The sequence below is a fragment of the Endobacter medicaginis genome, assembly GCF_014192375.1.
Taxonomy (GTDB): domain Bacteria; phylum Pseudomonadota; class Alphaproteobacteria; order Acetobacterales; family Acetobacteraceae; genus Endobacter; species Endobacter medicaginis.
Window position 1 is genome coordinate 186,755 of record NZ_JACHXV010000001.1, and the last position, 26,002, is coordinate 212,756.

21 protein-coding genes are annotated in these 26,002 nt (G+C 69.3%); 8 read left to right on the forward strand and 13 right to left on the reverse strand.

Going from position 1 to position 26,002, the window contains the following annotated elements; genetic code table 11:
- Positions 1 to 21: 21 nt before the first annotated feature.
- From FHR90_RS00895 to FHR90_RS00915, 5 genes are all read right to left on the reverse strand, one after another.
- Complete coding sequence (locus tag FHR90_RS00895) at positions 22 to 2,157, reverse strand: putative bifunctional diguanylate cyclase/phosphodiesterase (RefSeq protein WP_176621787.1); 2,136 nt, start codon at positions 2,155 to 2,157, stop codon at positions 22 to 24.
- 469 nt (positions 2,158 to 2,626) lie between these two features.
- Positions 2,627 to 2,875: a hypothetical protein gene (locus FHR90_RS00900; RefSeq protein ID WP_176621786.1), complete on the reverse strand. Its 249-nt coding sequence runs from the start codon at positions 2,873 to 2,875 to the stop codon at positions 2,627 to 2,629.
- 287 nt (positions 2,876 to 3,162) lie between these two features.
- Positions 3,163 to 5,328: a penicillin acylase family protein gene (locus FHR90_RS00905; protein ID WP_176621785.1), complete on the reverse strand. Its 2,166-nt coding sequence runs from the start codon at positions 5,326 to 5,328 to the stop codon at positions 3,163 to 3,165.
- Positions 5,325 to 6,539 (reverse strand): lipase family protein, encoded by a 1,215-nt coding sequence (locus tag FHR90_RS00910; protein WP_176621784.1) that lies wholly within the window; start codon positions 6,537 to 6,539, stop codon positions 5,325 to 5,327. The genes FHR90_RS00905 and FHR90_RS00910 overlap by 4 nt, the downstream gene beginning before the upstream one ends.
- A 14-nt stretch (positions 6,540 to 6,553) precedes the next feature.
- A complete protein-coding gene (locus FHR90_RS00915) occupies positions 6,554 to 8,152 on the reverse strand; it encodes a cation:proton antiporter (protein WP_176621783.1) in 1,599 nt (532 codons plus the stop codon).
- 85 nt (positions 8,153 to 8,237) lie between these two features.
- Here FHR90_RS00915 and FHR90_RS00920 point away from each other — a divergent pair, with 85 nt between their 5' ends.
- From FHR90_RS00920 to FHR90_RS00930, 3 genes are all read left to right on the forward strand, one after another.
- Positions 8,238 to 9,809 (forward strand): cryptochrome/photolyase family protein, encoded by a 1,572-nt coding sequence (locus FHR90_RS00920; protein ID WP_176621782.1) that lies wholly within the window; start codon positions 8,238 to 8,240, stop codon positions 9,807 to 9,809.
- Between the two features lie 632 nt (positions 9,810 to 10,441).
- Positions 10,442 to 11,980 carry a mannitol dehydrogenase family protein gene (locus FHR90_RS00925; RefSeq protein ID WP_266152849.1) on the forward strand — a complete coding sequence of 513 codons (1,539 nt, stop codon included), beginning with the start codon at positions 10,442 to 10,444 and terminating at the stop codon, positions 11,978 to 11,980.
- A gap of 21 nt (positions 11,981 to 12,001) precedes the next feature.
- The gene (locus tag FHR90_RS00930) at positions 12,002 to 12,676 is read left to right on the forward strand and encodes an HAD family hydrolase (protein ID WP_176621781.1); all 675 of its coding nucleotides are present in this window, start codon (positions 12,002 to 12,004) and stop codon (positions 12,674 to 12,676) included.
- Positions 12,677 to 12,815: 139 nt separating this feature from the next.
- On the opposite strand, the gene ubiA is transcribed toward FHR90_RS00930, so the two are convergent.
- Together ubiA and FHR90_RS00940 are read right to left on the reverse strand one after the other, a co-directional pair.
- Positions 12,816 to 13,727: a 4-hydroxybenzoate octaprenyltransferase gene (gene ubiA, locus FHR90_RS00935; RefSeq protein WP_176621780.1), complete on the reverse strand. Its 912-nt coding sequence runs from the start codon at positions 13,725 to 13,727 to the stop codon at positions 12,816 to 12,818.
- A 49-nt stretch (positions 13,728 to 13,776) separates the two neighbouring features.
- Positions 13,777 to 14,064 (reverse strand): hypothetical protein, encoded by a 288-nt coding sequence (locus tag FHR90_RS00940; protein ID WP_176621779.1) that lies wholly within the window; start codon positions 14,062 to 14,064, stop codon positions 13,777 to 13,779.
- Positions 14,065 to 14,111: 47 nt separating this feature from the next.
- On the opposite strand from FHR90_RS00940, the gene FHR90_RS00945 reads away from it, so the two are divergent.
- The 3 genes from FHR90_RS00945 to FHR90_RS00955 are packed head-to-tail and all read left to right on the forward strand — an operon-like array spanning position 14,112 to position 17,267.
- On the forward strand, positions 14,112 to 14,858 hold the full coding sequence (locus FHR90_RS00945) for a 16S rRNA (uracil(1498)-N(3))-methyltransferase (RefSeq protein ID WP_176621778.1): 747 nt from the start codon (positions 14,112 to 14,114) through the stop codon (positions 14,856 to 14,858).
- Complete coding sequence (locus tag FHR90_RS00950) at positions 14,842 to 16,251, forward strand: glutamate--cysteine ligase (RefSeq protein ID WP_176621777.1); 1,410 nt, start codon at positions 14,842 to 14,844, stop codon at positions 16,249 to 16,251. The genes FHR90_RS00945 and FHR90_RS00950 overlap by 17 nt, the downstream gene beginning before the upstream one ends.
- Before the next feature lie 38 nt (positions 16,252 to 16,289).
- Complete coding sequence (locus FHR90_RS00955) at positions 16,290 to 17,267, forward strand: lysozyme inhibitor LprI family protein (protein ID WP_176621776.1); 978 nt, start codon at positions 16,290 to 16,292, stop codon at positions 17,265 to 17,267.
- Positions 17,268 to 17,273: 6 nt separating this feature from the next.
- On the opposite strand, the gene FHR90_RS00960 is transcribed toward FHR90_RS00955, so the two are convergent.
- The 6 genes from FHR90_RS00960 to FHR90_RS00985 all read right to left on the reverse strand — a co-directional run bounded on the left by FHR90_RS00960 (position 17,274) and on the right by FHR90_RS00985 (position 22,420).
- Positions 17,274 to 18,026, reverse strand: coding sequence for a Crp/Fnr family transcriptional regulator (locus FHR90_RS00960; protein ID WP_176621775.1), 753 nt, complete (start codon positions 18,024 to 18,026; stop codon positions 17,274 to 17,276).
- A 77-nt stretch (positions 18,027 to 18,103) separates the two neighbouring features.
- The gene (locus FHR90_RS00965) at positions 18,104 to 18,781 is read right to left on the reverse strand and encodes a 2OG-Fe(II) oxygenase (RefSeq protein WP_176621774.1); all 678 of its coding nucleotides are present in this window, start codon (positions 18,779 to 18,781) and stop codon (positions 18,104 to 18,106) included.
- 8 nt (positions 18,782 to 18,789) lie between these two features.
- Positions 18,790 to 19,458 (reverse strand): OmpW/AlkL family protein, encoded by a 669-nt coding sequence (locus tag FHR90_RS00970; RefSeq protein WP_176621773.1) that lies wholly within the window; start codon positions 19,456 to 19,458, stop codon positions 18,790 to 18,792.
- Positions 19,459 to 19,533: 75 nt separating this feature from the next.
- Positions 19,534 to 19,662 (reverse strand): cytochrome bd-I oxidase subunit CydX, encoded by a 129-nt coding sequence (gene cydX, locus FHR90_RS00975; RefSeq protein ID WP_176621772.1) that lies wholly within the window; start codon positions 19,660 to 19,662, stop codon positions 19,534 to 19,536.
- 26 nt (positions 19,663 to 19,688) lie between these two features.
- The gene (gene cydB / locus FHR90_RS00980) at positions 19,689 to 20,837 is read right to left on the reverse strand and encodes a cytochrome d ubiquinol oxidase subunit II (protein ID WP_183274598.1); all 1,149 of its coding nucleotides are present in this window, start codon (positions 20,835 to 20,837) and stop codon (positions 19,689 to 19,691) included.
- A gap of 17 nt (positions 20,838 to 20,854) precedes the next feature.
- Positions 20,855 to 22,420 carry a cytochrome ubiquinol oxidase subunit I gene (locus FHR90_RS00985; RefSeq protein ID WP_176625941.1) on the reverse strand — a complete coding sequence of 522 codons (1,566 nt, stop codon included), beginning with the start codon at positions 22,418 to 22,420 and terminating at the stop codon, positions 20,855 to 20,857.
- 129 nt (positions 22,421 to 22,549) lie between these two features.
- On the opposite strand from FHR90_RS00985, the gene FHR90_RS00990 reads away from it, so the two are divergent.
- Together FHR90_RS00990 and FHR90_RS00995 are read left to right on the forward strand one after the other, a co-directional pair.
- Positions 22,550 to 24,313 (forward strand): ABC transporter ATP-binding protein/permease, encoded by a 1,764-nt coding sequence (locus FHR90_RS00990; protein ID WP_183274599.1) that lies wholly within the window; start codon positions 22,550 to 22,552, stop codon positions 24,311 to 24,313.
- Positions 24,310 to 25,944: an ATP-binding cassette domain-containing protein gene (locus tag FHR90_RS00995; protein ID WP_183274600.1), complete on the forward strand. Its 1,635-nt coding sequence runs from the start codon at positions 24,310 to 24,312 to the stop codon at positions 25,942 to 25,944. The genes FHR90_RS00990 and FHR90_RS00995 overlap by 4 nt, the downstream gene beginning before the upstream one ends.
- Positions 25,945 to 26,002 lie beyond the last annotated feature (58 nt).

The window sequence follows — 26,002 nt, forward strand, 5'->3', positions numbered from 1 at the left end:
CGCCGTCCAGTGTCGGGCTCCTCAGGATTTCGACGCGGCGATCATGGCCGCACGCCGCGCCTGCGGGCTGGTCGGCTCGTCGCGCAGGAAGGGCAGCCGGGTGCCGCGCGGCGGCAGCTCGCTTTCGAGCAGCGGACGGGAGAACAGATACCCCTGGCCCGTCCGGCAGCCGAACTCAATCAGGCGGCGGCGCTGCTCGTCGGTTTCCACACCTTCGGCGATCACCAGCTTGTCCAGCGACTGGCCGAGGCTGACGATGGAGTGAGCGATCTTGTCGGCGTCGTTCTCGCTGTGGACGGTGGTGCAGACGAAGGAGCGGTCGATCTTGATCACGTCGATCGGAAACAGGCGCAGATGCTGGAGAGAGGCATAGCCGGTGCCGAAATCGTCCAGCGCAACGCGGACGCCTGCCGTATGCAGCAGTTCGAGCGCCTCGATCACCTCGGCGATGCCGAGATCGAGCGCCACGCTTTCCGTCACTTCCACGCATAGCCGGTGGAAGGGAATGTCGCGCGCCTCGAGACGACGCAGGATGTGGCGTGCGGTGCTGGCGCCGCGAAGCTGCGGGCCGGTGAAGTTGACGCTCAGATACCCCGGCACGTCGTGCGTGCGGGCGAGATGGTCGAGTGCCAGTGACAGCACCTGGTCCTGCACGATCGGACCCCAGGCGTGATGGTTGAGCAGCGTCTGGAAACTCGCTGGCGTCAGCAGACCGCGGATCGGATGTCGCCAGCGCAGCAGCGCTTCCTCGGCGAGGATGCGGCCGTCGCGCAGATCGACGATCGGCTGGTAAAACAGTTCCAGCTCGTGTCGGGCGATCGCATGGGGGATCTCGGCGAGATATTCCGCCTCGCGATCGTGGCGGATCGCCAGTGCGTCCGAATAGCAGACCCGGCGGCCGCGCCCGAGCCGGCGACTTTCGTCGAGGGCCTGTTCGGCTTGGTGGCGGAATTCTTCCGGCAGGTGTCCGGGGCGACGCCGTGCCTGGCCGATGCTGACCGACAGTGACAGCACACGCCCCGCGCAGTTCCATGGCTCACCCTGCAACGCATCGAGCCGGGCGGCGATCGTCGCTTCCTGGTCAGGCGCGGCAATGATCGCGAAGCTGTCACCGGCGCTGCGCGCGATGGCGAGCGCCGCGGTGACCTCCTGGTGGAGGCGGTGGGCGAGATGCAGCAACAGGGCATCGCCATGCCGATGCCCGAAGCTGTTGTTGATCTCGCGGAGATGGTCGATGTCGATGACGAACAGGCTCGCACCCACCGGCGCGTCCTCCAGCGCCTCCATATAGGCGGAGCGCGTCATCAGTCCGGTCAGCGCATCGACGTGCGAATTGCGCTGCGATGGCAACGACAGTTCGACCGGAGCCGCCGGCCGGGCTTCGGCGAGGCCGTCGTGATGGGGTGTCGCAAACGGCCGACGAAGTGCTGCCACCCAGAACATGATCGCCTGGAACGCGAGTGCGAGGCTCAGTCCCAAACCGGTTCGCTGGATCAGGGACGGCATGCTGTCGGCTCGGGTATCGAGCCCCAGCACGGCGATGAGAGGCAGCCAGCCGATGACGCAGAGGCGCAGGATCGAATCCGAATGCCACAGCGCCACCGCGCCGATCCACAAAGTCCAGCCCGCACCGAGCAGGAGCAGCAGGTTCAGGGCGATCGCGGCACTGTCGCGCGGCAACAGCGCACCACAGGCAGCGGCGATGCCGAGCAGGGGGGCGGTCATGGCAAGCACGGTCGCCGGGCGCCGGACCGGGGACGGTGCGGTGGGCGGCTCGATCAGCAGGCGCGCCAACATCGCTCCGCTGCCAACCAGCAGGCCGACGCCGGCTTGCCCGATCCGCAGCAACAACAGACCGTCCGGCCGAATTCCAGGCAACGTGGTTCCGACACGGCAGACCGCACAGATGATGGCGGACACCGACCAGACCGTCAGCCAGCCTCGGAGCGCGGCATTTGGCCGATTCCGCGCCTCGAAGACACGGAACGTCGCGCAGGCGATCACGCCGATCGTCGCACCGAGGACGATCAGACCCAGTCCCGTCCACCAGTCATGCTGTGCCAGGCTGCTGGTGGCCGCAGGGGGATTGAAGGGCAGGCTGCCGGCTACGGCCGGCGGTGCCGGCGGCGACGCGAGCGCACGTTGGCCGATTGACATGAGGGCAAGCATCACGGCCGCCAGAGAAAGGCCCTCCCGACGCCGACGGCGTGGCAGGAGGAGGCTGTCACGACAGCCAGCCTCCTCCCTGTGGACTTGCCTCCGGTCTGCCATCACCATCCGCGCCTGCTCGACTCCCGAACACTCAACCCTGTCACCGGTTCGCCAAGGCGGCAGAGCCGGTGTCAGGTGCGCAGATCATGACCCGTCCGGCACGGTTGCCGAGCCGCGGTCATGCCCCTGTACGACTCGGCACAGAAATGAGCGTATCACGCGCAACGGTTGAAATAACGCCTATTTGTAAAAAATTCGTTGCTTTCTGCTTTCGGCACGGAGTGCTGGTGCAACCGGACGCTGCAGATGCGGCCAGGACTTGCGTCCAGGGGTCGGACGCTGCCGGTGAAGGAATTCGCCACACCCGGCGCCATGGAACCGGGTGTGGCAAATGCGCCAGCGGGGAGGGGCTGTCTTACTGAGACGGCGTCGGCTGCGGCTGCGGCTGCGCCGGCAGCGGCTCGTCGGGCATCGGCTGGCCGCCGGTGCGGCCATTGGCGACGCCGGTGCCGTTCGGGTTCGAGACCACGGCCACGGTCTGCACGGTGGCGACCGGCCTCGGCGATGACTGGGTCACTACGGTCGCGGCATGGGCCGAGGCGAGCGAGAGGATCGCGGCCGAGGCGGCGGCGACCAAGGTAAGGGGACAAGTACGGGAGGTCATCGTTCGATGTCCTTGATGTCTGAATGGCCGTCCGTCAGGCGGTCATGGAGGAGAGATTGGAACATGCTGATTTTGTTGCAACGCACAAACACGTGAACAAGCCTGTCCATTGCGCGCGGCCGCCACGGCGCCCGGCAGGTGGCGCTCGGCCTCTGAGACGAACGAGCGAATTTCCGTGCAGGAAAGGACACACCGACGCTGCGATGTTGTGACCTCGTGGCGAGGCGCGGACGAATGATGCGCGGTAAGGCGCCGCTCGGCCGACCCGTCTAGTTTCCAGCAGCCTGCTAGCCGGGATGGTAGACCGAGACCGCGTGGCGGCTGATGTCGCCGGGCTCGAAATCGATGTCGCGGAGTGCGCCGTTGGCGTAGGCGCCGATCTGGTCGGCGAAATGCGGCGAGGCGGGATCGCCGCTCTGTCCGCCGGCCATCACCGCCTTCGCGCGCACCTTCGGGCCGAACTCGACGATGGCGACGAAGCTGTTGCCGCTGGTGCCATACCAACGCTTGGTCCCCGGCCAGCGCTTCGCGCCGAACGAGGCGAGGCTACCCCATTGGGCGGAGACGAACGGCACCGGCACCGAGGGCTTCGCATCGTCGAAATGCGGCACGATCGAATCGTCGAGACGCTGGAAGCGGTTGATCTCGCGCCACTTCACCCGCCAGTCGCCAAAATCCGCCGTCAGCCGGTCCACCGCCGCCGACAGGGCGTCGAGGCGGGCCTGCGGCGCGACATGGCGATCGATGTAGTCGGCGACACTGAGATGCGCCGCCCTGGCCTGCGGGCCGATCTGTTCCCACAGACGCTCGCCCCAGACGACCGCGAGCGAAGTCGCCTCCGATTCGGTGCTCCAGCGATCGTCCCAGTCCCGCAGCAGCGCGATCGGTTCGGCGAGCCTGGTCCGGCGCGGGTCGCCGGCGGCCAGGGCCGACCAGTCGGCGACCAGCTTCGGGACCAGCATGGCAAAGCCGGGCAGGTAAGAATCGAACGCCGCGTCGCGCAGCTTCTCCAGTGTCCAGCCGCTCTTTCCCCGAAGCAGAAGATCGGCATGCGCGCCGCGCGGGTTGGCGCCCGACTGGTCCATGTAGCGTGGATAGTCGCGCGCTTTCGGGCTGTCGACGCCGGCGGCGTCCCAGGGCCAGTCATTGGTGTTGTGCGCCCAGCCGGTCTTCGGCGCGATGACGTTCGGCAGGCTGACGATGCTGTGCAGCCCGCGCCAGTCGGTGGCCGGGTCGGCGCCATCAACAGGACGGGTGTAGTCGAAGCGGTCGTCGCGCACCGGCATGAACTGCGGCATCAGGAAGGCGATCTCGCCGCGATCGTCGGCGAACAGCGTATCGTTCGAGGAGTTGGCGCGCAGCTCGGCGATCTTCATGAATTCGTCCAGCCCGCGCGCTTTGGTGCGCAGCCATGACTGCTCCAGCGCCGCGACCGGGCGGTTCATCAGCGCGGTGGCGATCCAGTGCCCGGACTCGGCACGGGTGATCGGCCCGTGATGCGTGGCGTAGACGGTGAAGTCGCGATGCCCCACCCCGCCATCGTCGCGACGGAACGCCAGCCGCACCTGTCGCGCGCGCAGCTCACGCAGCCGATCGCCGTAGCGATAGGCGAACCGTCCGCCGCGATCGACGATGGTCTCGGAGAACTCGTCGATGTTGTCGACCGTCGACGAGGTGTGCATCCAGCCTGCATGAGCATTGAAGCCCTGGTAGATGAAGAATTGTCCCCAGGTGCTGGCGCCATACACGTCGAGGCCCGTATCCGAGTTCATCTGCGCTTCGGAACGGAAATAGAAGCTGGTATGCGGATTGATCAGCAGCAGCGCATGCCCGTCCGCTGTCAGGCGCGGTGCGATCACGATGCCGTTGGAGCCGCCCGGCTCGCGTGGCGGGGGTGGTGGCGCGGGCGGTGGCGGCTCGTGGCGGTCGTAGAAGGCCCTGACGCCATCAAGCGGGATCTGTTCGATGTCACCGCCGATGCTGCCCTCGGTGAAGCTCAGCGACATCCACGGTTCGAACCGTGTCAGCACCTGCGGCCGCACGTCCGGGTGCGTGGCGAGATAGAAGTTCAGCCCGTCTGCCCAGGCTTGCATCAACCCCCGCAGCCAGCCCGGACTTGTGGCATATTGCCGCCTCAGATCGTCAGGATCGAGATACAGGCGCTGTCGCAGATCGGCCCAGATCGCACCTTCGCCGGAGGCCTCGGCGGTACGTCCGAGGGCGGTGAGCAGATTGACCTCGATGCGGTGGAAATCATCCTCGGCCTGCGCATAGATCAGCCCGAACACCGCATCGGCATCGCTGTGCCCATGCACATGCGCGATACCCCACTCATCACGCGTGATCGTCACGCGAGCGGCTTGCGCGTGCCAGCGGGGGAGCGGATCGTCTGCCGCCTGTGCCGGACGCACGAGCAACAGTGCCGTCACCAGCAGGGCCCGCCATGGGCTCACTGCGGCAGCGTCGCACAGTTCGAGGCCGGCCGCTCTCCGGCCAGCACCGCCCGCACGAACGGCGTCGAATCCGGCAACGAGGTCATCACCGTCCCCGAATGGTCCTGCGCGGGATAGAGATGGAACACCACGTCGCTGCCGGCCGCGCACGCGTCCTTCGCCAGCAGGATCTGTCCCGGTGTCGGCACGTCGTGGTCCTTGCCGCCGGTGCCGAGGAAAACCGGCATGGCCAGCTTCAGGGTCGGGTATTCGAGCGGCGACAGCAGGGCGGGCAGGGCGGCCGCCATCGCCTTGGGATCGAAGGCCTTGCGGCGTGTCAGCCGGTCGGTCTCGATGGCCTGCTCGGTGGCATGCAGACAGACCTTGGCGGTCTGCGCCGCGATCGCCTGCGCGTCGGGTGCGATCGCCGACTGCGCCAGCGTCGGATCCTGCGCCGTCTCCAGCAGATACAGCAGATAGGCGATGGTCGGATCGACATGGTCGGGATCGGCCGCCAGCGCGCCCTTGATGCTGTGTGGGCTGATATAGGGCGTGCCGGTCGCCACCACGCCGCGCAGATGGAGGTCGGGGGCGTATTGCGGCTGGAAGGCGCCGGTCGCGAACGCAGCCCCGCCGCCCTGGCTCTGGCCGATCACCACCACGTCATTGGCGAGATGCAGCGGCGCGGCCAGCGCGGCGCGCACCGCGTCCAGCACCGAATAGGCCGCCGGGCGGGTCTGGATGTAGGGGTGCGTGCCGGCGGTGCCGAGCCCCTGATAATCCGTTGCCACGATCGCGTAACCCTGCGACAGCCAGGCGTTCAGATAGTCGATGTCGCGCTGGCTGCGCCCAGCCCAGGATGGGGCGCAGGCATCGGCGATGCCCACGGTGCCGTGTGCCCAGGCCACCACCTTCCAGCCACCTTTCGGCGGCTCGCCCATAGGCAGGAAGATCGCTCCCGAGACGGCGACGATGCCGTGACCGCTGACCCCGTCGGTGGAGCTGTACAGGATGCGCAGCTGCTGCCCTGCCTGCCCCAGATGCAGTGCTGGCGGCAGCGCCTCGCTGCGCAGCATCCGGCCGGGCGCGTCCGGCAGGGCGGCCGGGGCGGCGTAGAAGGCCGACAGCGTCGTGTCGCCCGGGCTGGCGGCGCGTGCCGTCGCGCCGCTCGCGAAAAGCAGTGTCAGCGCCGCGAGCCCGGCGCGCAGATTGTTGCACGTGAAACAATTCATGGTCGCTTGCCTCCTCATGCGGCCGGGTGCTGCCCCTTGGCCGCGACTGCGCCGAGTTCCTCCAGGTCGAGATCGTGTTCGAGATCGGCCATCATCTCGCTGTCGATGCGGTGTGTGCGATACAGGCGCAGCAGCGCCTCGCGACCGGCCCGGGTCGCCGCCAGAACCACGTCGAAATGCGCCACCAGATTGCCGTGATGCTCGTCCTCGTGGGCGGCATAGGTCGCGGTGACACTCGCCCGGCGCTCATACTGATCGAGCAGCCGCGGGTGGATCAGTGCGCCATCCTCGCCGTAGGCGGCGCGGCGCACGGCTTCGAGCTGCGCCTCGGCCAGCACCACTTCCGCCTCGCTCAGCGTCAGCGGCATGCGATCCGAGGCCGGCGGCCGCAGCCCGGTGCAGCGGATCGCCAGTCCCAGTGTCATCCCCTGCAGCACCACCGTCGCCACGATCACCCCGAAGGCCGCCACCAGCATGATGTCGCGCCCCGGCATCGTCTCCGGCAGGGTGAGGGCGACCGCCAGCGACACCACGCCGCGCATCCCGGCCCAGCTCAGCACGAGCGCCTCCGCCCCGCCCAGCGGCGGATAGCGCCGCACACCCACGGCGCGCAGCAGGCGCACCACCGCATCCGATCCATACACCCACACGAACCGCGCCAGCGTCATCGCCAGCACGATCGCCAGCACGAAGCCGCTCATCTGGTGCCAGACCACACCGAACCCGCCGACGCGTTCCAGCACGGCGCGCAGCGAGAAGCCGATCAGCATGAACACCGTCGCCTCCAGCAGGAAGATCATCGTCCGCCAGAACGCCACCCCGCGGATCCGCGTCGAGGCCCGCATCACCGAATGCTGCGACCAGCCCAGTACCATGCCTGCCGCGACCGTGGCGATCACCCCCGACACGCCCAGCTTCTCGCCGATGAAGTAGCTGATCCAGCACACCAGACACGCCGAGGTGATGACGATGTCGTCCTCGAGGACGCGACGCATCACCCACGCCCAGGCCCAGCCGATCGCCCCGCCCACCGCCGCGCCGCCGATCGCCAGCACCGCGAATTTCTCCAGGCCCGCACCGAGGCTGAACGTCCCGCCGGTCGCCGCCACCACCGCGAAGCGGAACAGCACCAGCCCGGAGGCGTCATTGAGCATGCTCTCGCCCTCCAGCAGCGTCGACAGCCGCCGCGGCAGCCGCACCCGGCTCAGCACCGCGCGCGCCGACACCGCATCCGGTGGCGACACGATCGCCCCTAGCGCAGCACACGCCGCCCAGGGCAGCGACGGCACCATCCAGTGCGCCACCACCGCCACCACGAAGGTGGTGAACAGCACCGCCCCGACCGCCAGCGACAGGATGCCGATGAAATGCTGCCTGAAATGCAGGATCGCCGCGCTCCACGCCCCGTCGGCGAGCAGCGGCGGCAGGAACAGGGCGAGCACCAGGTCGGGGTCGAGATGCATCGTCGGCATGCCCGGCAGGAACGCCAGCCCGCTGCCGCCGCACAGCAGCGCGACCGATGGCGGCAGCCGCAGCCGCTCGGCCACCCAGCTCAGCGCGAGGATGGCCACGAACATCGCGATCACCATCTCAAGGATCTCGACCGGATGCATCCCCACTCTCCGCGCTGACACCGCAACGATGTGCCAGAGCCCCCCTGCGTGCAACCCGGCCCCGAGCCGCGCCGTTCGCGGCGCGATGGCCGCCACCCCGACGATCACCGTGCTGCCGATCCTCGGCGACCAGCTCAGCGAGGGCCTCGCCTCGCTGCGCGGCCGCGATCCGGGTGCCTGTGTCGTGCTGCTGGCCGAGGTGCGCGCCGAATGCACCTATGTCCGCCACCACAAGCGCAAGATCGCGCTGGTGCTGTCGGCCATGCGACATTTCTCGCTGAGGCTGCGCGCCTGCGGCTGGACCGTCGACCATGTCCGCCTCGACGACCCCGCCAACACCCACACCTTGCGCGGCGAGGTGGTGCGCGCCGCCGGCCGTTACCGTGCCACTGAGATCGTCGCCGTCGAGGCCGGCGAATACCGCCTTCGTCTCGACCAGTCCGGCTGGGGCGAGGCCGCGGGCATCCCCCTGCACCTGCTCGAGGACGACCGCTTCATCTGCTCGCGCGACGCCTTCTCCCGCTGGGCCGAGGGCCGGCGCTCGCTGCGCATGGAGTTCTTCTACCGTGAGATGCGCGTGCGCACCGGCCTGCTGGTCGACGAGGACGGCGCCCCCGCAGGTGGCGCCTGGAACTACGACCACGACAACCGCAAGCCGCCCGCGCGCGGTCTCGCCCCGCCGCCAGCGCTCGGCTTCACCACCGACGCCCATACGCGAGAGGTGCTCGATCTGGTGGATCATGAATTCGCCGGTCATTTCGGCACGCTCGACGGATTCGACCTGCCGGTGACCCGCGAGCAGGCGCTGATCGCGCTCGATCACTTCATCGACCATGCCCTGCCGCGTTTCGGCGACTATCAGGACGCGATGCTGGCCGGCGAGCCGCTGCTGTTCCATTCCTGGCTCGCGCCGGCCATCAATCTTGGCCTGCTCGACCCGCTGGAAGTCTGCCGTGCCGCCGAGGCTGCCTGGCGCGGCGGCACGGCTCCGCTCAACGCCGCCGAGGGCTTCATCCGCCAGATCATCGGCTGGCGCGAATACATCCGCGGCATGTACTGGCGCGACATGCCCGAATTCGCCACCCGCAACGAACTCGGCGCCTCCCGTCCGCTGCCTGAATTCTACTGGACCGGCGAGACCGACCTGCGCTGCCTCGCCGAAAGCATCGCCCAGACCCGCGATCTCGCCTACGCGCACCACATCCAGCGGCTGATGGTGCTGGGCAATTTCGCCCTGCTCGTCGGCGTCGACCCGGCGGCCATCTCGGACTGGTTTCTCGTCGTCTATGCCGATGCCTATGAGTGGGTGGAACTGCCCAATGTGATCGGCATGAGCCAATTCGCCGATGGCGGCGCGATCGCGTCGAAACCCTATGTCTCGTCGGGCGCCTATATCGATCGCATGTCGGATTACTGCCGCGGCTGCGCCTATGACGTGAAGCAGCGCACCGGCGAGCGCGCTTGCCCGTTCAACGCGCTGTACTGGGATTTCCTCGCCCGCCACGAGGCCCGCTTCCGCGCCAATGCGCGCATGCGCAACATCTATGCCGGCTGGGACCGCATGGCCCCGGCGCAGCGAGAGGCGCTGCGCCGCTCCGCCGCGTCCTTCCTCGACCGGCTCGTTCCCGCGGAACCCGGCTGGGCGCGCTCGAGCTAGCGCAGCGACAGGTGCGATCTTCCGGCTCCGTCGCCGGCGGCGCGGCAAGACCTGGCAGCACGACGCCCAGACGAGTTGCGACGGGGAAGCTGCACCCGTACGGGCAGCGTGACAGGCCCCGACGGCGGTACGGTGAGTTCCACCGGCTCTGCAATCTCACGCCACCACCGGCCCCGTGAGCCGGCGCGGTCAGGTCGACCGGGCTGGCCACCAGCGTTGCGCATGATGCAGGGCTGTATGGGGACAGGTCACGTGGGCGCGGTCCGCGCTCGCGGAAGCACAACCGATCGGATCGAATCGTTGCCGTGCAGAATTGGTGATCCTGCAAGGACCGCCCGTTTTCTGCGTGACTACGTGGCTCCCATCTGCTGACGCGGGTTCGCTGCCAGAATGGCGGACGGATGGAGTTTCATTGCAATACCGGACCATCTTCGAGGGTTTTTTACTCGCCATGGGCGACGTGTGCTTCTATGATCCGTTACGTATTTGCTGCGCCGCACCAAAACCCCGCTCTGATGTGCGGATACAGGGGAGCGGCCAGCCGGGCCGGCCATCCCGGCAGCCCGTCCGCGCCCGGACCAACGCCGCCCGGGCCGTATGAAAGGCAAGACGAAACACGGGAGAGCCCGCACGTGAGCGACACACTGCACCCTTTGGATCATGACCGCATGGCGGGAAAAACCCTCACGCGGCTGACCCGCGATACGCTCGATGCGGCTCACGCCGATATCCGCCGCCCGGGTTATGATCCCGCTGCGCTGGTGCCGTCGATCCTGCATCTCGGCTGTGGCGCCTTCCACCGCGGCCACCAGGCCTGGGCCACCCAGCGCGCCATCGAGGCCGAGGGCGCGGGCGGCCTGCGCTGGGGCATCGCGTCCGCCGCCCTGCGCCGTCGCACTACCCCCGACCTGCTCTGGCCGCAGGATGGGCTCTATACGCTGATGCGCCGCGACGAGACCGGCACGAAGGCCGAGATCGTCGGCAGCCTGGCCGAGATCGTCCACGCACCGTCCGATGCGATCGGCCTGCCGGCCCGTCTCGCCGACGAGCGCACCCGAATCGTCACCCTGACCGTGACCGCCGACGGCTATCTGCTGGAGCCCTCGACCGGCCGCCTGCAGGCCGATCACGCCGCGATCCGCGCCGACCTCGACACCCCCGCCCAGCCGCAGACCCCGGTCGGCATCCTCGCCGCCGGCCTCGCCGAGAAGCGTCGTCTCGGTGGCACCCCACCGGTGATCCTGTCCTGCGACAACCTCGCCGCCAACGGCCGCACCCTGCGCCAGGCAGTGATGGATTTCGCCGACCTGATCCCCCATTCCGACGGCCTGTCGGGCTGGATCGCCGCGAACGTGCAGTTCCCCGAAACCATGGTGGACCGCATCGTGCCGGTGCCCGGCGACGCCGACATCGAGGATGCCGCCCGTCTGGCCGGCCTGCGCGACCTCGCGCCCGTCTCCTGCGAACCCTTCCTGCAATGGGTGATCGAGGCGTTCGACGGTCCGCGCCCGGCCTGGGAGGCGGCCGGCGCGCAGTTCGTGACCGATGTGGCTCCCTTCGAGCAGGCCAAGCTGCGCCTGCTCAACGGTAGCCACATGCTGCTCGCCTATCTCGGCGCGCTCGCCGGCCTGCCCACCATCGCCGACACCGTCGACGACCCCGACTTCCATCGCTTCATCGAACGCTTCATGCTGCGCGAGCAGGGGGCGACGCTGTCGCTCTCGGAATCCGAACTCGGCGGCTATGTGGGCGAATTGCTGCACCGTCTGCACAACCCCGCCATCCGCCACGAGGTAGACCGGATCGGGCGCAACGGCTCGGTCAAGCTCGCCACCCGCCTGATGGCGCCGATGCGCGAGAACCTGCTCGCCGGCCGCGACGTGCGCTGCACCACGCTCGGTCTCGCCGCCTGGATCCGCTGGTTCGCCCTGCGCGACACCTCCGGCACCGAAGTTCGCCTCAATGACCCCCAGGCGGCCGATTTCCGTGCCCTGTGCGAGCGGATCGGCGAGAATTTCGACGCCCAGGCCAGCGCCTTCCTCGACATGGAGGAGGTATTCGGCCCGCCTTTGCCCAACCACGGCCGCGTCGTCGCCGAACTGGGTGCCGCCCTGCGCGCTCTGCACGAACGCGACGTGCGCGACCTGGTCGCCGAAGCGGCCGCTGCCTGAAATCGACCAAGGAAGCCCACGATGTCCACGATTGACGCCGTCATCTTCGACATGGACGGCCTGATCCTCGATACCGAGACGCTGGCCATGGATGCGCTGGTCAGTGCCGGCGCCGAACTCGGCTACGACATGCCCCGCTCGTTCTGCCACCTGATGATCGGCGCACCGGCCGATCGCTGCCGCGAACTCGTCGTCGAACGCTACGGGGCCGATTTCCCCCTCGAACGCTATTTCGAGCTGCAGGAAATCCATCTCCGCCGCCTCGTCGATGCCGGCCGCATGCAGCTCAAGCGCGGCGTGCTCGAGCTGCTCGACTGGCTCGACGCCCAAGGCATCCGCCGCGCCATCGCCACCTCGTCATCCCGCGCGCGCACCGATCACCATCTCGGCCTGATGGGCATCGCCCAGCGCTTCGAGCACATCGTCACCCGCGACGACGTCACCCGCGGCAAGCCCAATCCCGACCCGTTCCTGACCGCAGCGAAGAAGCTCGGCATCGCCCCCGCCCACTGCCTGGTGCTGGAAGACAGCTTCAACGGCATCCGCGCCGCCCATGCGGCCGGCATGCGCGTCATCATGGTCCCCGACCTGCTCGATCCCACCGACGAGATCCGCGGCCTTGCCCACCGCGTGGTGCCCAGCCTGCACGACGTGATCGACTTCCTCGACGCCCAGCGCTCGGCCCGGGCGGCGTGAGTGCCCGCGGGGGACGCTGTCCCCCGCACCCCCTGGCAGGAGGCTCGGCCTCCTGCACCTCGGATTTTACGTGAAAAGGGGGATCGCAAAGGGCTGAGCCCTTTGCCGGGGGTGCAGGGGGCGGCGCCCCCTGCGACTCTCACACCCGCCCGAGGCCGATCGCCACGGCGAGTAGGAGGCCAACCTCGCGGTTGCGGCGGAACAGGCGCAGGCAAAGCGGGGCATTGCGGGGGTCAACGCGGGCGGCCTGGAGGGCGAGGCCTGCGGTCGGCAGGAGAAGGACGAGCCAGAACCAGATGCCGAGGCCGGCGCACCAACCGGCCAGGGCGAAGGCGGCGATGGCGGCGGCGTAGCAGGCGCCGACGAAGCGGCGGGGGGCGTGGGCGAACAGCCGGGAGGTGGATTTCACGCCGATCAGCGCGTCGTCTTCCATGTCCTGAAAGCCGTAGATGGTGTCGTAGCCGAGCTGCCAGGCGATGGTGGCGGCGTAGAGGGCGAGGGCGGCGGCGTCGATGCGTCCGGCGCTCGCGGCGTAGCCCATCGGGGCGCCGAAGCCGAAAGTGAAGCCCATCACCAGTTGCGGCCACCAGGTGACGCGCTTGGCGAGCGGGTAGAGCCCGACCAGGAACAGGGAAAACACGCCCAGCGCCCAGCACAGGGGGTTCAGCATGAGCAGGATGGCGAGGCCGAGCGCGAGCAGGACGGCGAGCAGGATGGCGGCCTCGCGCATCTGCAGCCGGCCTGAGGCGAGCGGGCGGCCGGCGGTCCGCGCCACCTGGGCGTCGATGTCGCGGTCCCACATGTCGTTGACCACGCAGCCGGCGCCGCGCATCACCACCGAGCCGATGGCAAAGAGGGCGGCGAGAACCGCGCGCTGCCGCCAGGACGGCCCGGCGGGGAGCAGGATGCCGCACAATCCGGGCAGGAACAGCAGCCAGATGCCGACCGGCCGGTCCAGCCGCATGAGCTGTGCATAGGCTCGGGCTTTCGGCGGCAGGCGGGCGATCCAGCCGCTGGAAGCGATGTCGGTGTGCAGGGCGGCGCTGGGCATGTCGCTCAGGATGAACCGCAGCCCGTCCCGGCGCCAGAGCGCATGGTCGTCAGGCCGGGTCGGGGGGCTGCGACCTGCGCCAGCGTCCGAGCAGGTCGGCCAGGAAGCCGGCCACACATCCGGCGAGGGCGGCCACGAGCACTGCCCAATAGGATGCGAAACCATAGGCTTCGCCCAGCCGATAGAAGGACACGGCACACAGGGCCGGCACGAGGCCGATCAGGATCCGGTCGGTGACCGAGGCACCGTCCGAAATCACGCCGTACATCATCGAGGTCGCTCCCGAGCCTGCGTTTCCGGCCGGCAGCGGCTGGTTGCGAAGAGCAACGAAATGCAAGCCCGCAGCCTTGTCAGGCTGGGCCGCGGGCCGCATACCGCGCCACGATGCAGGATCTGCCCAGGCTTCATTGCCCGCAGTGTCTGGCTCCGGGCGTCGAGGTCGAGCTCGACGAGGGGCAGGCGCGTTATCTCGGCACCGTGCTGCGTCGCAGCCCGGGCGATGGCGCGCGACTGTTCAACGGGCAGGACGGTGAGTGGCTCGCGCGCATCTCGACCCTGCGCAAGCAGCGCTGCACGGTGGCGCTGGAGGAACGGGTGGTCGCACCGCATGCCGAGCCGGGGCCGTGGCTCGTGTTCGGCCTGCTCAAGCGCGACGCGACCGATCTGGTGGTGCGGCTGGCGACCGAGCTCGGGGCGGAGCGGCTGCTGCCGGTCACCACGCGGCGGACCAATGCGGGGCATACCAATCCTGCCCGGCTGGCGGCGATCGCCACCGAGGCGGCCGAGCAGTGCGAGCGCCTCACCGTGCCGCCCATCGAGCCTGTGCGCACGCTGGCAGAGCTGCTCGGTGGCTGGGAAGAAATGGCCGGCGGGCGACATCTGTTCGCCGCGATCGAGCGCGATCCGCAGGCGTCCGGTGCCGATGCCGCGCCTGGCGAGACCGCGTTGCTGGTCGGGCCGGAGGGCGGGTTCGCGCCCGAGGAGCTTGAACTTCTCGCCCGGCGCCCCTTTGTTACGCCTGTGTCGCTCGGACCGCGCATCCTGCGCGCCGAGACGGCGGTCGCCGCCGGGCTCGCCCGGCTTCACTTCCTTGCCTCGCCTCGATTGGATGCGCATGTCGAACCCCGGTGACGAAGACGCCACCCCGATCGTCTCGACTGCGCAACTCGCCACCTATCTCGCCGAGGGCTGCAAGCCGCGCGAGCGCTGGCGGATCGGCACCGAGCACGAGAAGTTCGGCTTCTATCGCAGCGACGACGCCTCCCCGCCCTATGCGCCCGGCACCGAACGCGCCGGCGGGATCCATGCCGTGCTCGACGGGTTCGAGGCGCGTGGCGGCTGGGGCCCGATCGCCGATCAGGGGTCGCTGATCGGGCTCAAGGGGCTGGCCGGCGGCGAGCAGCCGGGTGCATCGATCTCGCTGGAGCCGGGCGGGCAGTTCGAGCTGTCGGGTGCGCCGCTGGTCGACCTGCACGAGACCGGCCGCGAGATGACACGGCATTTCGCCGCCACCCGCGCGGTGGCCGATCCGCTCGGCATCGGCTTCGCCCCGCTCGGCTTCCATCCCGCGGCAACGCGCGCACAGATGCCGATGATGCCGAAATCGCGCTACGCGATCATGTGGCGCTACATGCCCCTGGTCGGCACGCGCGGGGCGGACATGATGCTGCGTACCTGCACCGTGCAGGTCAATCTCGACTATGCCTCCGAAGCCGACATGGCGCGCAAGATGCGGGTGTCTCTGGCCCTGCAGCCGGTGGCGACCGCGCTGTTCGCCAACTCGCCGTTCTACGAGGGACGGCCGAACGGGCTGCTGTCGAACCGCGCCCAGGTCTGGACCGATGTCGACAATGCGCGCTCGGGGATGCCGGCGCTGTTCTTCGAGGACGGGTTCGGCTTCGAGCGTTATGTCGAGTGGGTGCTCGACGTGCCGATGTATTTCGCCGCCCGCGACGGACGGCTGATCGACGTCGCCGGCGCCTCGTTCCGCGACTGGATGCGAGCCGGGCGCTCCGGCCGCAGCCACGAGGCGCTGCGCGGCATCGCGCCGACGATCGGCGATTTCGCCGACCACCTGACCACCGTGTTCACCGATGTGCGGCTCAAGCACTTCCTCGAGATGCGGGGGGCCGATGCCGGCTCTCCGGCGATGATGCTGGCACAGTCCGCGCTCTGGGTCGGCCTGCTCTACGACGACGCCGCGCTGGCCGCCGCCGAGGCGCTGGTGCGCGAACATCGCTGGTCGGACTATCCGCGCCTGCGCCTCGCGGTCCCGGAAGAGGGGCTCGGTGCGCAGCTCACCGGGGGCGTGACTGCCCGTGATCTCGCCCGGTCCATGCTCGCCATCGCCGAGGATGGCCTTGCCGCCCGCGCGGCTGCCGGCATCGCCGACGAACGTCCGCTGCTGGCCCCGCTGCACGAGATTGTTGCCGGCGGTCCGAACCAGGCCCAGCACTGGCTGGCGCGGTACCACGGCGACTGGGGTGGTGATGTGCGGCGGATCTTCGCCGAGGCAGCGATCTGACGGCGCATGGTGTGCCGCGCTGGCTCGGGGGTCTCTGCTTGGCAGCGCTCCTCGGTGAGCCGGCGATCGCGTCGGCACAGGCTGCGAGCTTCGACTGTGCCAAGGCCACCTCGCCGCGTGAGTATCTGATCTGCGGGACGGCCGAGCTTTCGACGCTCGACCAGCAGCTGCAGGCGACCTACGCAGCGAAGCTCGTCCTGCTCAGCCCGGCGGGTATGAAGCTGCTGCGCGCCTCCGAACGGGCGTGGTTCACCTATTCCGACCGAATCTGCGGCTTCGAGGCTCCGCAGGGCGTCGTGCCCGGCGCGCCCAAGGCGCAGGCGCAATGTCTCATCGAGGCGACCCATGACAGGCTGCGCGACCTGGCCTGTATCGGTCGTTCCGGGCCCTACATGATCGTCCGGATCGATCGCTACGCCGCGAGGCTGGTTACCGGGTCGGATGTGGCCGCGCATTTCTCGACCCGTCATGTCTCCATCCCGCAGATCGACGCGCCGGGCAGCGCCGCGCAGCAAGGGTGGAACCGGAATGTTATCGAGCAGATGCACCAGACTGGGCCGTCGGTCGACAAGGTGGACATGCAGGACGACGTTTTCGGAGAGATCGGCCTTGCTACGCCCCGGCTGATCAGTCTGCGTTGGGTGGACGCGTTTCACGATGCCGACATGATACACTGGCAGTGGACCTATCGGGTCAGCAATATGGTCATGGACCCCGACCTCCGTGCCATGGTTCCATCCGATCTGTTTGCCGTCACCGCGGACTGGCCGCGCCCCTTGTCGGACATCGCCGTGAGGGCGATCGAAGCCGAAGGCTGGGTGCCGGACTCCGAAAGTTCACTCACCGGACTACGTCGGCTGTCCGGCGACCCGGAGACGTGGTTTCTCCGTACGGACGGGATCGAGATCTCGCTCGGATCGTCCTCCATAGGCTGCCGTGTCTGCAATCCCGCCAACAGCCTGGTGCCGTGGACGAAGTTGCGCGCACTGATGACGCCGCGCGCACTGGTCCGGTAAGCGGTCTCAGCGAGAAGCCGCCTGTCTGTGCGAACACACGAGCGCGTCGTCTTCCTCATCGCCTGCCAGCATCGCCAGTGACCTAGCCTGACGTACGATCAGGGTGTGGTTGCCCCGCGTGTCGATCACGCCCTCGCGACGCAGCCGGCTGAGGATGCGGCTGACGGTCTCGATCGTCAGGCCGAGATAGTCGGCGATCTCGCCGCGGGTCATCGGCAGGGCGATCTCAACGCCGGGGCGATGATCGGCCGCCCAGTCGCGCAGGAAACTCGCCACGCGCTCGGTGGCGGTCTTGCGGCCCAGCAACAGCATCGCCGACTGTGCGCGGGCGAGGTCGCGGCAGGCCACCTGCAGCAGGCGATGCTCCAGATGCGGCATGCGCGACAGCAAGGCTTCCAGCCGTCGGCGCGGGAAGCGGCAGATGCCCAGCGGTTCGATCGCCTCGGCACCGAAGGCGAAGCTTTCGGTAGCAGCCAGGCCGAGAAAGTCGCCGCTGCGCACGAAGCCGGTGATCTGCTGGCGCCCGTCGGGCAGGGTGCGGGTAAGCTTTGCGGTGCCGCCGGAAATATTGAAGAATGCCGAGGCCGGGGACTGCTCCTCGATGAAGGCCTGTCCGCGCGGCACCGACTGCACCTCGGCGATCGCTGCGAGCGACGCGAGCTCCTCGTTCGACAGCACGCCACAGACGCTGTCGGCGCGTACGCCGCAATGCAGGCAGCGCGTGAGGCCGGACAGCGCCGCAGGCGTCAGCGTCGTCATCGCCTCTTTCTCCCCCGCCGCGGACCAACCGAACTGGATATGGCGATCTCGCGTGGCAGTAGCAAGCAAAACCACTGTCAAACCGCAATCCCGTAGGCGAGCTCGTCGCGGTTGCGCCAGCCCGGGCGAACATAGTTGACGATCAGCGTGCGCCGCCAGTCGTTCATCCGCCGCAGGCTGTAGCCGTGCCAGCTCACGGGCGAGGGGACGAACATCAGCGCGCTGCCGAACGGCGCCGGTGGTCGCGCGAACCACCGCTCGGGACCGTCGAACAGGTCGGTCCCCCAGTCTGCGGCCTCCTCGCCCTCGGAGAGATACACCAGCAGGGTGAGTGCCTTGTCGCCGATATCGGTGTGCGGCGCGAGCCAGAACCCCGGCCCGTCGCAGCACAGCTCGCAGCGCAGCAGACAGCCCGACAGCGCCGCGCCGGTCAGTGCCTCGATCGCGGCCACCGTGGCAGGGTGCTGGAACAACCCAGCCAGACGATCCATCTCGCGCACCCGGCCGCGCAGGGTCGGATCGATGAACCGCCGCCGCGCCATTCCCCCCGCCCGCGTGCCGTCATGCGCGGCGGCGAGTTGTGCCACGGTCGCGCAAGGGGGGAGACACTGCCTGTGCGCCGCACGCGCCAGCGACGGCGGCAGGAGGTCGGCGAACGTCCAGAAGGCGAACGGGGCCAGATGCGCCTCGGCATAGGCGAGCCGGTCGATCAACCGCCCGCATTCGCTCCTGTTGCCCGCCGGCCCCATCGTCATCGGTCCCCTCAGAAGCGGTAGCCGATCCCTACGCCCACCAGCGTCGGGTCGAGATGGGTATGGGCATGCAGCGCGCCGCCGTCGATCTTGGCGGTGGTCTGGATCAGCGTCTGCTTGACGTCGACATTGGCCACCCAGTGTCCGCCGAGCGCGATGTCGGCGCCGAGCTGGAAGGCGGGCGAGAGCGTGTTCTTCAGCCCCACCGACGTCACCGCGCCGCCCGCGGCCTTGGTGGCGAAGAAGAACGCCGCCGTCATGCCGGCGCCGACATAGGGATCGATGCGGCTGTGCGGCGCGAAGTGATATTGCAGCGTCAGCGTCGGCGGCAGCACCCAGGTCGAGCCGACATCGACATGGCCCAGCGCCGTGCCGCTGGCCGCGATATTGTGGCGCGACGCACCGGCGATCAGCTCGACGGCGAGGTTGTCAACGATGAAGTAGGAGAAATCGAGTTCGGGGATGACCTGGTTGGTCGTCTCGACCTTGCCGCCGATCGCGCTGACCGAGCTGCCATTGTCCTGGGTGAGCACGCCGACGGCGCGTAGACGGACCTCGAACATGCCGGCATGGGCCGGGACGAAGGCATCGCCGAGATTGATGAAATCACCGGCCTGGGCTGCCGGTGCGGCGAGTGCGAGCCCCAGCAGCATCGGGGCGATCAGTGTCTTGCGCATCATGGAATTGGGTCTTCTTCGAAGCGTTGTCGATGCTCGAAGAAGACCCCGCCGGTCAGAAAAAATCCTTGATATGGCTCAATGTCTGATCAGATCGAGCTGGGCGTCGTCATCGGCGGCGCCGAGCCTGTATTCGTACCACATCCCGTTCAGAACCCCGAACAGCAATGCGCAGCCAAGGCCAAGCATCCAGGTGAAATACCACATCGTGTTGGTCCCTTTTCGCGTCTGGATCAGTAGAGATCGGGATTGGTCGAGATCTCGGCCGTCGTCACCCGGCCCCACATCACCCGATACACCCAGGCGGTGTAGGCCAGCACGACCGGCAGGAAGATCACCGTGCAGACGAGCATGATGCCGAGCGTGTGCTGGCTCGACGAGGCGTTCCACACCAGCAGACTCGAATGCGGATCGACCGAACTCGGCAGGATCACCGGGAACATCGACAGTCCGACCGTGGCGATGATCCCCGCGCTCGCCATCGACGATCCGCCGAGGCTGGCCAGCTCGTGACGCGTACGAAGCCCGACGAAAGCGAGTGCTGCGCCGAGAAACCCGAGTGCGGGGGCGATCATCATCCACGGGTGGGCGACGAAATTGTCGAGCCACGCGCCGCTCTGCGGCACGGTCGTCGCCCATAGCGGGTTGGACGGCCCGTCTGCCGGCGGCATCGTCGTGACCGCGTAGCCGAAGCCGCCCCAGGCGACCAGGACGCCGCCGGCCGCGAACAGCACGATCACCGCCAGCGCCGCGACGCTGCCGGCGAGGCGCGCACGCTCGCGCACGGCGCTCGCGGCGAGGCGAATACCGAGATAGCTCGCGCCGTGCAGGACCATCATCGATACCGACAGCAGCCCGCACAGCAGCGGCAACGGCGTGAACAGCCCCCACAGCGAGCCCTCGTAGAACAGCCGCAGGTCGCCATCGAGCCGGATCGGCACACCGCGCAGCACATTGCCGACGGCGACGCCGAACACCAGCGAGGGCACGAACCCGCCGACGAACAGCCCTAGATCCCACGCCGAGCGCCAGCGGGCCTCGGGGCGTTTGGAACGATACTTGAACCCGACCGGGCGCAGGATGAGGGCAGCCAGCACGAGGAACATCGCGAGATAGAACCCCGAGAAGCTGGCCGCATAGACCAGCGGCCAGGCGGCGAAGATCGCGCCGCCGCCGAGGATGAACCAGACCTGGTTGCCCTCCCAGGTCGGGGCGGCGACGTTGATCGCCATACGCCGCTCGACGTCATTGCGCGCAACGAAGGGCAGCAGGGCGCCGATACCGAGATCCCAGCCGTCGGTGAGCGCGAAGCCGATGAGCAGCACGCCAAGCAGCGACCACCAGATCAGCCTCAGTGTGGTGTATTCGAAAAGCATGTGCATGGGATTTGACCTTTGCCTCAGGCCGTGACCGGGGTGGCGGGCAGGTCGCCCGGCTCGGGTGCGATGTCGAGATGCTCGTAGGGGCCGTGCTTGATCGAACGGATCATCAGACCGACCTCGATCACAGCCATGGTGCCGTAGATCGCGGTGAAGCCGATGATGGTTGTGACGATCTGGGCGTGGCTGAGCGTCGACGCGCCCAGCCCGGTCGGCAGCACGCCATCGATCGCCCAGGGCTGGCGGCCATATTCCGCCACCAGCCAGCCCAGTTCCGCCGCAACCCAGGGCAGCGGCAGCGCGCACAGCGCGCAGCGCAGGAACCAGCGCGTGTTCTCGCGGCGCAGGGTGACGAGCACGAAGGCGGTGGCGAACAGTGCGATGAAGCAGAAGCCCAGGGCCGCCATCAGACGGAAGGCCCAGAACAGGACGGGCACATCCGGAACCGTCGACCATGCCGCCGCACGGATCTGGGCCGGTGTCGCGATGGTGGGATCGGCCATGGTGCGTTTGAGCAGGAGCGCGTAGCCGAGATCATGTGCATGCTCGGCGAAGGTGGCGTGGGCCGCGACGTCGTCGGGCGTCTTCTTCAGGATCTCGAGCGCGCGATACGCGATCAGCCCGCTTTCGATGCGTGTCTCGGCGGTCGCCACCAGTTCGGAGATGCCCGTGACGGTCTTGTCGATGCTGCGGGTGGCGATCAGGCCGAGCACCCAAGGGACCTCGATCCGGAAATGCGTGGTGCGGTCGGCGACGTCCGGAAATCCGATCACCGTGATCCCGGCCGGGGCTGGTGCGGTGGTCCAGGCCGCCTCGATGGCGGCGAGCTTCATTTTCTGGTTGTCGGTCAGCGTGTAGCCGCTCTCGTCGCCGAGCACGACCACCGACAGCGAGCTCAGCAGCCCGAAGGCGGCGGCCACCGCCATCGAGCGGCGGGCGATCGGCATGAAGCGCCCGCGCAGCATGTAGAACGCCGACACGCCGAGGACGAATACCGAGGCGATCACATAGCCCGCACTCACCGTGTGGACGAATTTCGCCTGCGCGACCGGGTTGAACAGCACGGCGCCGAAATCATGCACCTCCATGCGCATGGTGGCCGGGTTGAACACCGCGCCGACCGGATTCTGCATCCAGCCGTTGGCGATCAGGATCCACAGCGCAGAGAGATTGGTGCCGAGCGCGGTGAGGAAGGTCACCGCCAGATGCCCGACCTTCGACAGTCGGTTCCAGCCGAAGAACATCAGCCCGACCATGGTGGCCTCGAGGAAGAAGGCCATCAGGCCCTCGATCGCCAGCGGCGCGCCGAAGATGTCGCCGGCATAGGTCGAGAAATACGACCAGTTGGTACCGAATTCGAACTCCATGGTCAGGCCGGTGGCCACACCGAGCACGAAGTTGATTCCGAACAGCTTGGCCCAGAACCGGGTGACGGTGCGCCACACCTCGCGGCCGGTCATCACGTAGATGCTTTCCATCAGCACCAGCATGAAGCTCAGGCCCAGCGTCAGCGGGACGAACAGGAAATGATACAGCGCGGTCAGCGCGAACTGCACGCGCGAGAGATCGGCGATTGATGGGTCCATGGGATGCGGCCTCAGCAGGATGGCGGCCTGCGCGGGCAGGCAGTCGTGGAGCAGATATGGACCTCGGGGCCTGTCGCGGCCTTGATGTGGATCAAGGCGACCCCATCGCGACGGTGCGAGCCTGCGGGCATGATCCGCCTCCTCACCAGACCGGCGTCGCGTCCCGCCCTGCCGCGTCGTCCGCCCGTGTCCCGTCCGGCGCAGGCGGACGTGGACGGGTCGGCGACCGGCGACCGGGCGGCAGCGCTGTGGCTGAACCGGCTGACCCGGGTGGTGCCCCGGTCGAGCGCTGCGGCGCAGCTCGTCGCCGGCGGCCTCGACAGCGCCGGCGCGATCGCGTTCGCGGCCGCGCTGGCGCTGGGCGTGACATGCGCGCCGCATCTGCGCGGTGCGCTGCTGCTCGGCCTCGCTGCCTGCGCGCTGCGGGGGGCGGCGGCGGTCTGGTCGGCGCGGCTCGGGGCCCAGGCGGCGCGATCGGTCAAGACCACGCTGCGCGCCGCCCTGGTCGACCGCCTGCTGCGCGGCCGGCCGCTCGCAACGGCGGTCGAACAGGGCGCGCGCGGCACCGATCCCGTCGCCGTGCTGACCACCGGCGTCGAATCGCTTGACGGCTACATCGCGCGCTTCCTGCCGGCGCGCCGTGTCGCCGGCCTCGCCCAGCTCGCCGCCCTCGCCGCCACCGCCTGCGCAAGCCCGGTGGCGGCCGGCATCGAACTGGCCACCCTGCTGCCGTTCGTGCTGCTGATGATCCTCGCCGGCTCCGCCGCCGCCGCCGAGACGCGGCGGCAGTTCCAGTCGATGGCGAGGCTGTCGAACCTGTTTGCCGACCGCATCGCCAACCTGCCGCTGCTGCTCGGCTTCGGTGCGGTGCCGCACGAGACCCGGCGGCTGGGGCTGGCGGCGGACGCGCTACGCGGGCGCACCATGGCCGTGCTGCGCATCGCCTTCATCTCCTCGGCGGGGCTGGAGTTCTTCGCCGCCCTGTCGGTGGCCCTGGTCGCGGCCTATTGCGGCTTCAGCCTGCTGCACCTGCTGCCGTTCGCCGCCCCCGAGCGGCTCGATCTGGCCCGTGCGCTGTTCGTGCTTGCGCTCGCGCCGGAGGTGTATGCGCCGATGCGCCGCCTTGCCGCCGCCTATCACGACCGCCAGCAGGCGATGACCGCCGCCGCCTGCATGGACGCGACCGAACCCGGCCGCGATGCGGGCCCGCCCGCGCCGGCCCTGTCGGGCCCGCACCTGTGCGCGCCGCCGCATCTGCGGTTTCGTTCGGTGGGCGTCCGCTATCCGGGCGAGCCGCGTCCCGCGCTTGCCGGGCTGGACTTCACGCTACCGCCCGGCGGCAGCCTCGCCCTGCTGGGCCCCAGCGGCAGCGGCAAGAGCACCGCTCTCGGCCTGCTGGTCGGCCTGCCGGGCGTGCATGACGGACGCATCGAGATCGACGGGACCGTGCTCGAACCCGGTGCGTCTCTGGCGGCCTCGCTCGCCTGGATGGGGTCCGATCCGCTGCTGGTCGAGGACACGCTGCGGGCCAATCTCGCCCTGGCCGCACCCGATGCGTCCGATGGCCGAATCCTCGATGTCGCCCGCGTCGCAGGGCTGGACGCCGTGCTGGGCCGGCCCGGGGCGCTCGATCTGATTCTCGATCATCGCGGCTCCGGCCTGTCGGGCGGTGAGCGACGCCGCATCGGGCTGGTGCGCGCGCTGCTGCGCGCGGCACCGCTGCTCGTCCTCGACGAACCGACCGCACATCTCGACGCCGCGTCCGCCTTGGCCTTGCGCGATGTGCTGGCCGGGGTGATCCGCAGCCGCCGGGCGAGCGTGCTGATCGCCACCCACGACGCCGAGCTGGCCGCGCTGGCCGATGCCGTGGTTACCCTGGAGCCGCGGTCATGAACATTGCCAATGCCGAGCCGGTCGGCCTGCGCGCAGTGCTGCGCCAGATGACGCGGCCCGATACCCCTCGCGCCGCCCTCGCGGTCGGGCTCGGCGCGCTGACGGCGGCTGCCGGCACCGCGCTGCTCGGCCTGTCGGGCTGGTTCCTCGCCGCCTGCGCGGTGGCCGGTGCGGCGGGGCCGGTCGCGGCGATCGCGTTCAATACCCTGCTGCCGAGTGCGGCGATCCGGCTGGCCGCGATCACCCGCACCGCCGGCCGCTATGGCGAACGGCTGGCCGGGCACGACGCCGCCTTTCGCAGCCTCCCGCGGCTGCGCCCGGCGATCTTCACCCGCCTCGCCGGCGCGCCGGCGAGCGTCGCACTCGGCCTTGATCCAGGTGAGACCGCATCGCGGCTGGTGGAGGATGTCGGCGAGCTCGGCGATCATCTGGTGCGCCGCCTCGCCTGGCCCGCCGCCTGCGGGGGTGTCGTCGCCGGCCTGGCCGCGCTCGGCCTCGCCGCCGGTGGGCCGGCGATCGCGTCGGTCCTCGCGCTGGTGGCGGCCGAACTCGCGCTCGCACTGCTGCTGTCACGCCGGCGGGCGCGGCTGCATGCCGATCTGCCCGCGGCACACGGCCGGTTGCGGGCCACCACGCTGCATGTCTGCCGCGCGGCGGCCGAACTGCGGGCCTACGGGCTGGAGGCGAGGGTCGCCGCCGATCTCGCCGTGCAGGCGGAGCGCGTGGTGGCGCTGCAGCAACGCATCGCCCGTCAGGCCGGGGTCTTTGCCGCACTCCAGGCGGTGGGTGGGATCGCGTGCGCCCTGACGGCGCTGTCGCTCGCCGCCGATGCCGGTCCCGCCCATGCGGCGCTGGCCGCGCTTGCCGGGCTCGCCACCTCGGAGGCCGCCTGTGCGCCGGTGGCCGGACTCGAACGACGCGGGCCGCTGCGCGCCGCGATCGCCCGGCTCGACACGCTGCTGCGTCGCGACGCGGTGACGCCGGTCGCACCGGTGCAGCCGGCGCTGGCTCTGAGCATTGCCGGCCAGCGTCTGGCGCCTGGCCGGATCGTCGGGCTGGTGGGCGCATCGGGGGTCGGCAAGACGACGCTGATCGAGATGATGCTCGGTCTGCGGACGGTGCCGCGGGGGCTGATCGCGGTGGGGAGCGGCGATCTCGCCGATCTGCCGGCAGCGACCGCGCGAGGGCTGTTCTCGCCGGCATTGCAGGCATCACCGGTGCTGTCGGGCACGGTGCGCGACAACCTGCGCCTCGCCTCGCCGATGGCGGATGACGCGACCCTGATGGACGCGCTTGACGCGGTGGCCCTCGGTGCGCGGGTGCGGGCGATGCGCCTGGGCCTCGATACCTGGCTCGCCGGGCAGGGGTCCGGCGAGGGCGGCCTGCGCCTGTCGAGCGGCGAGGCGCGCCGGCTGGGCCTGGCCCGTGCCCTGCTGCGGCCTGCGCCCTGGCTGCTGCTGGACGAGCCGACCGAGGGGCTGGACGCCGCGACCGAGGCCTGCGTGGTCGCGGGTCTTGGCGCGCATCTCGAGCGCAGCGGACAGGGCGCGATCATCGTCTCGCACCGTCCGCTGCCGCTCACGCTGTGCGATGCGACGATCACGCTGTGTCCACGCCCGGCACCTCGATGAAAAAGGGCCGGCCCGTCACCGGGCCGGCCTTCGCACTCACCGCCCGGTCGGCGGCCTC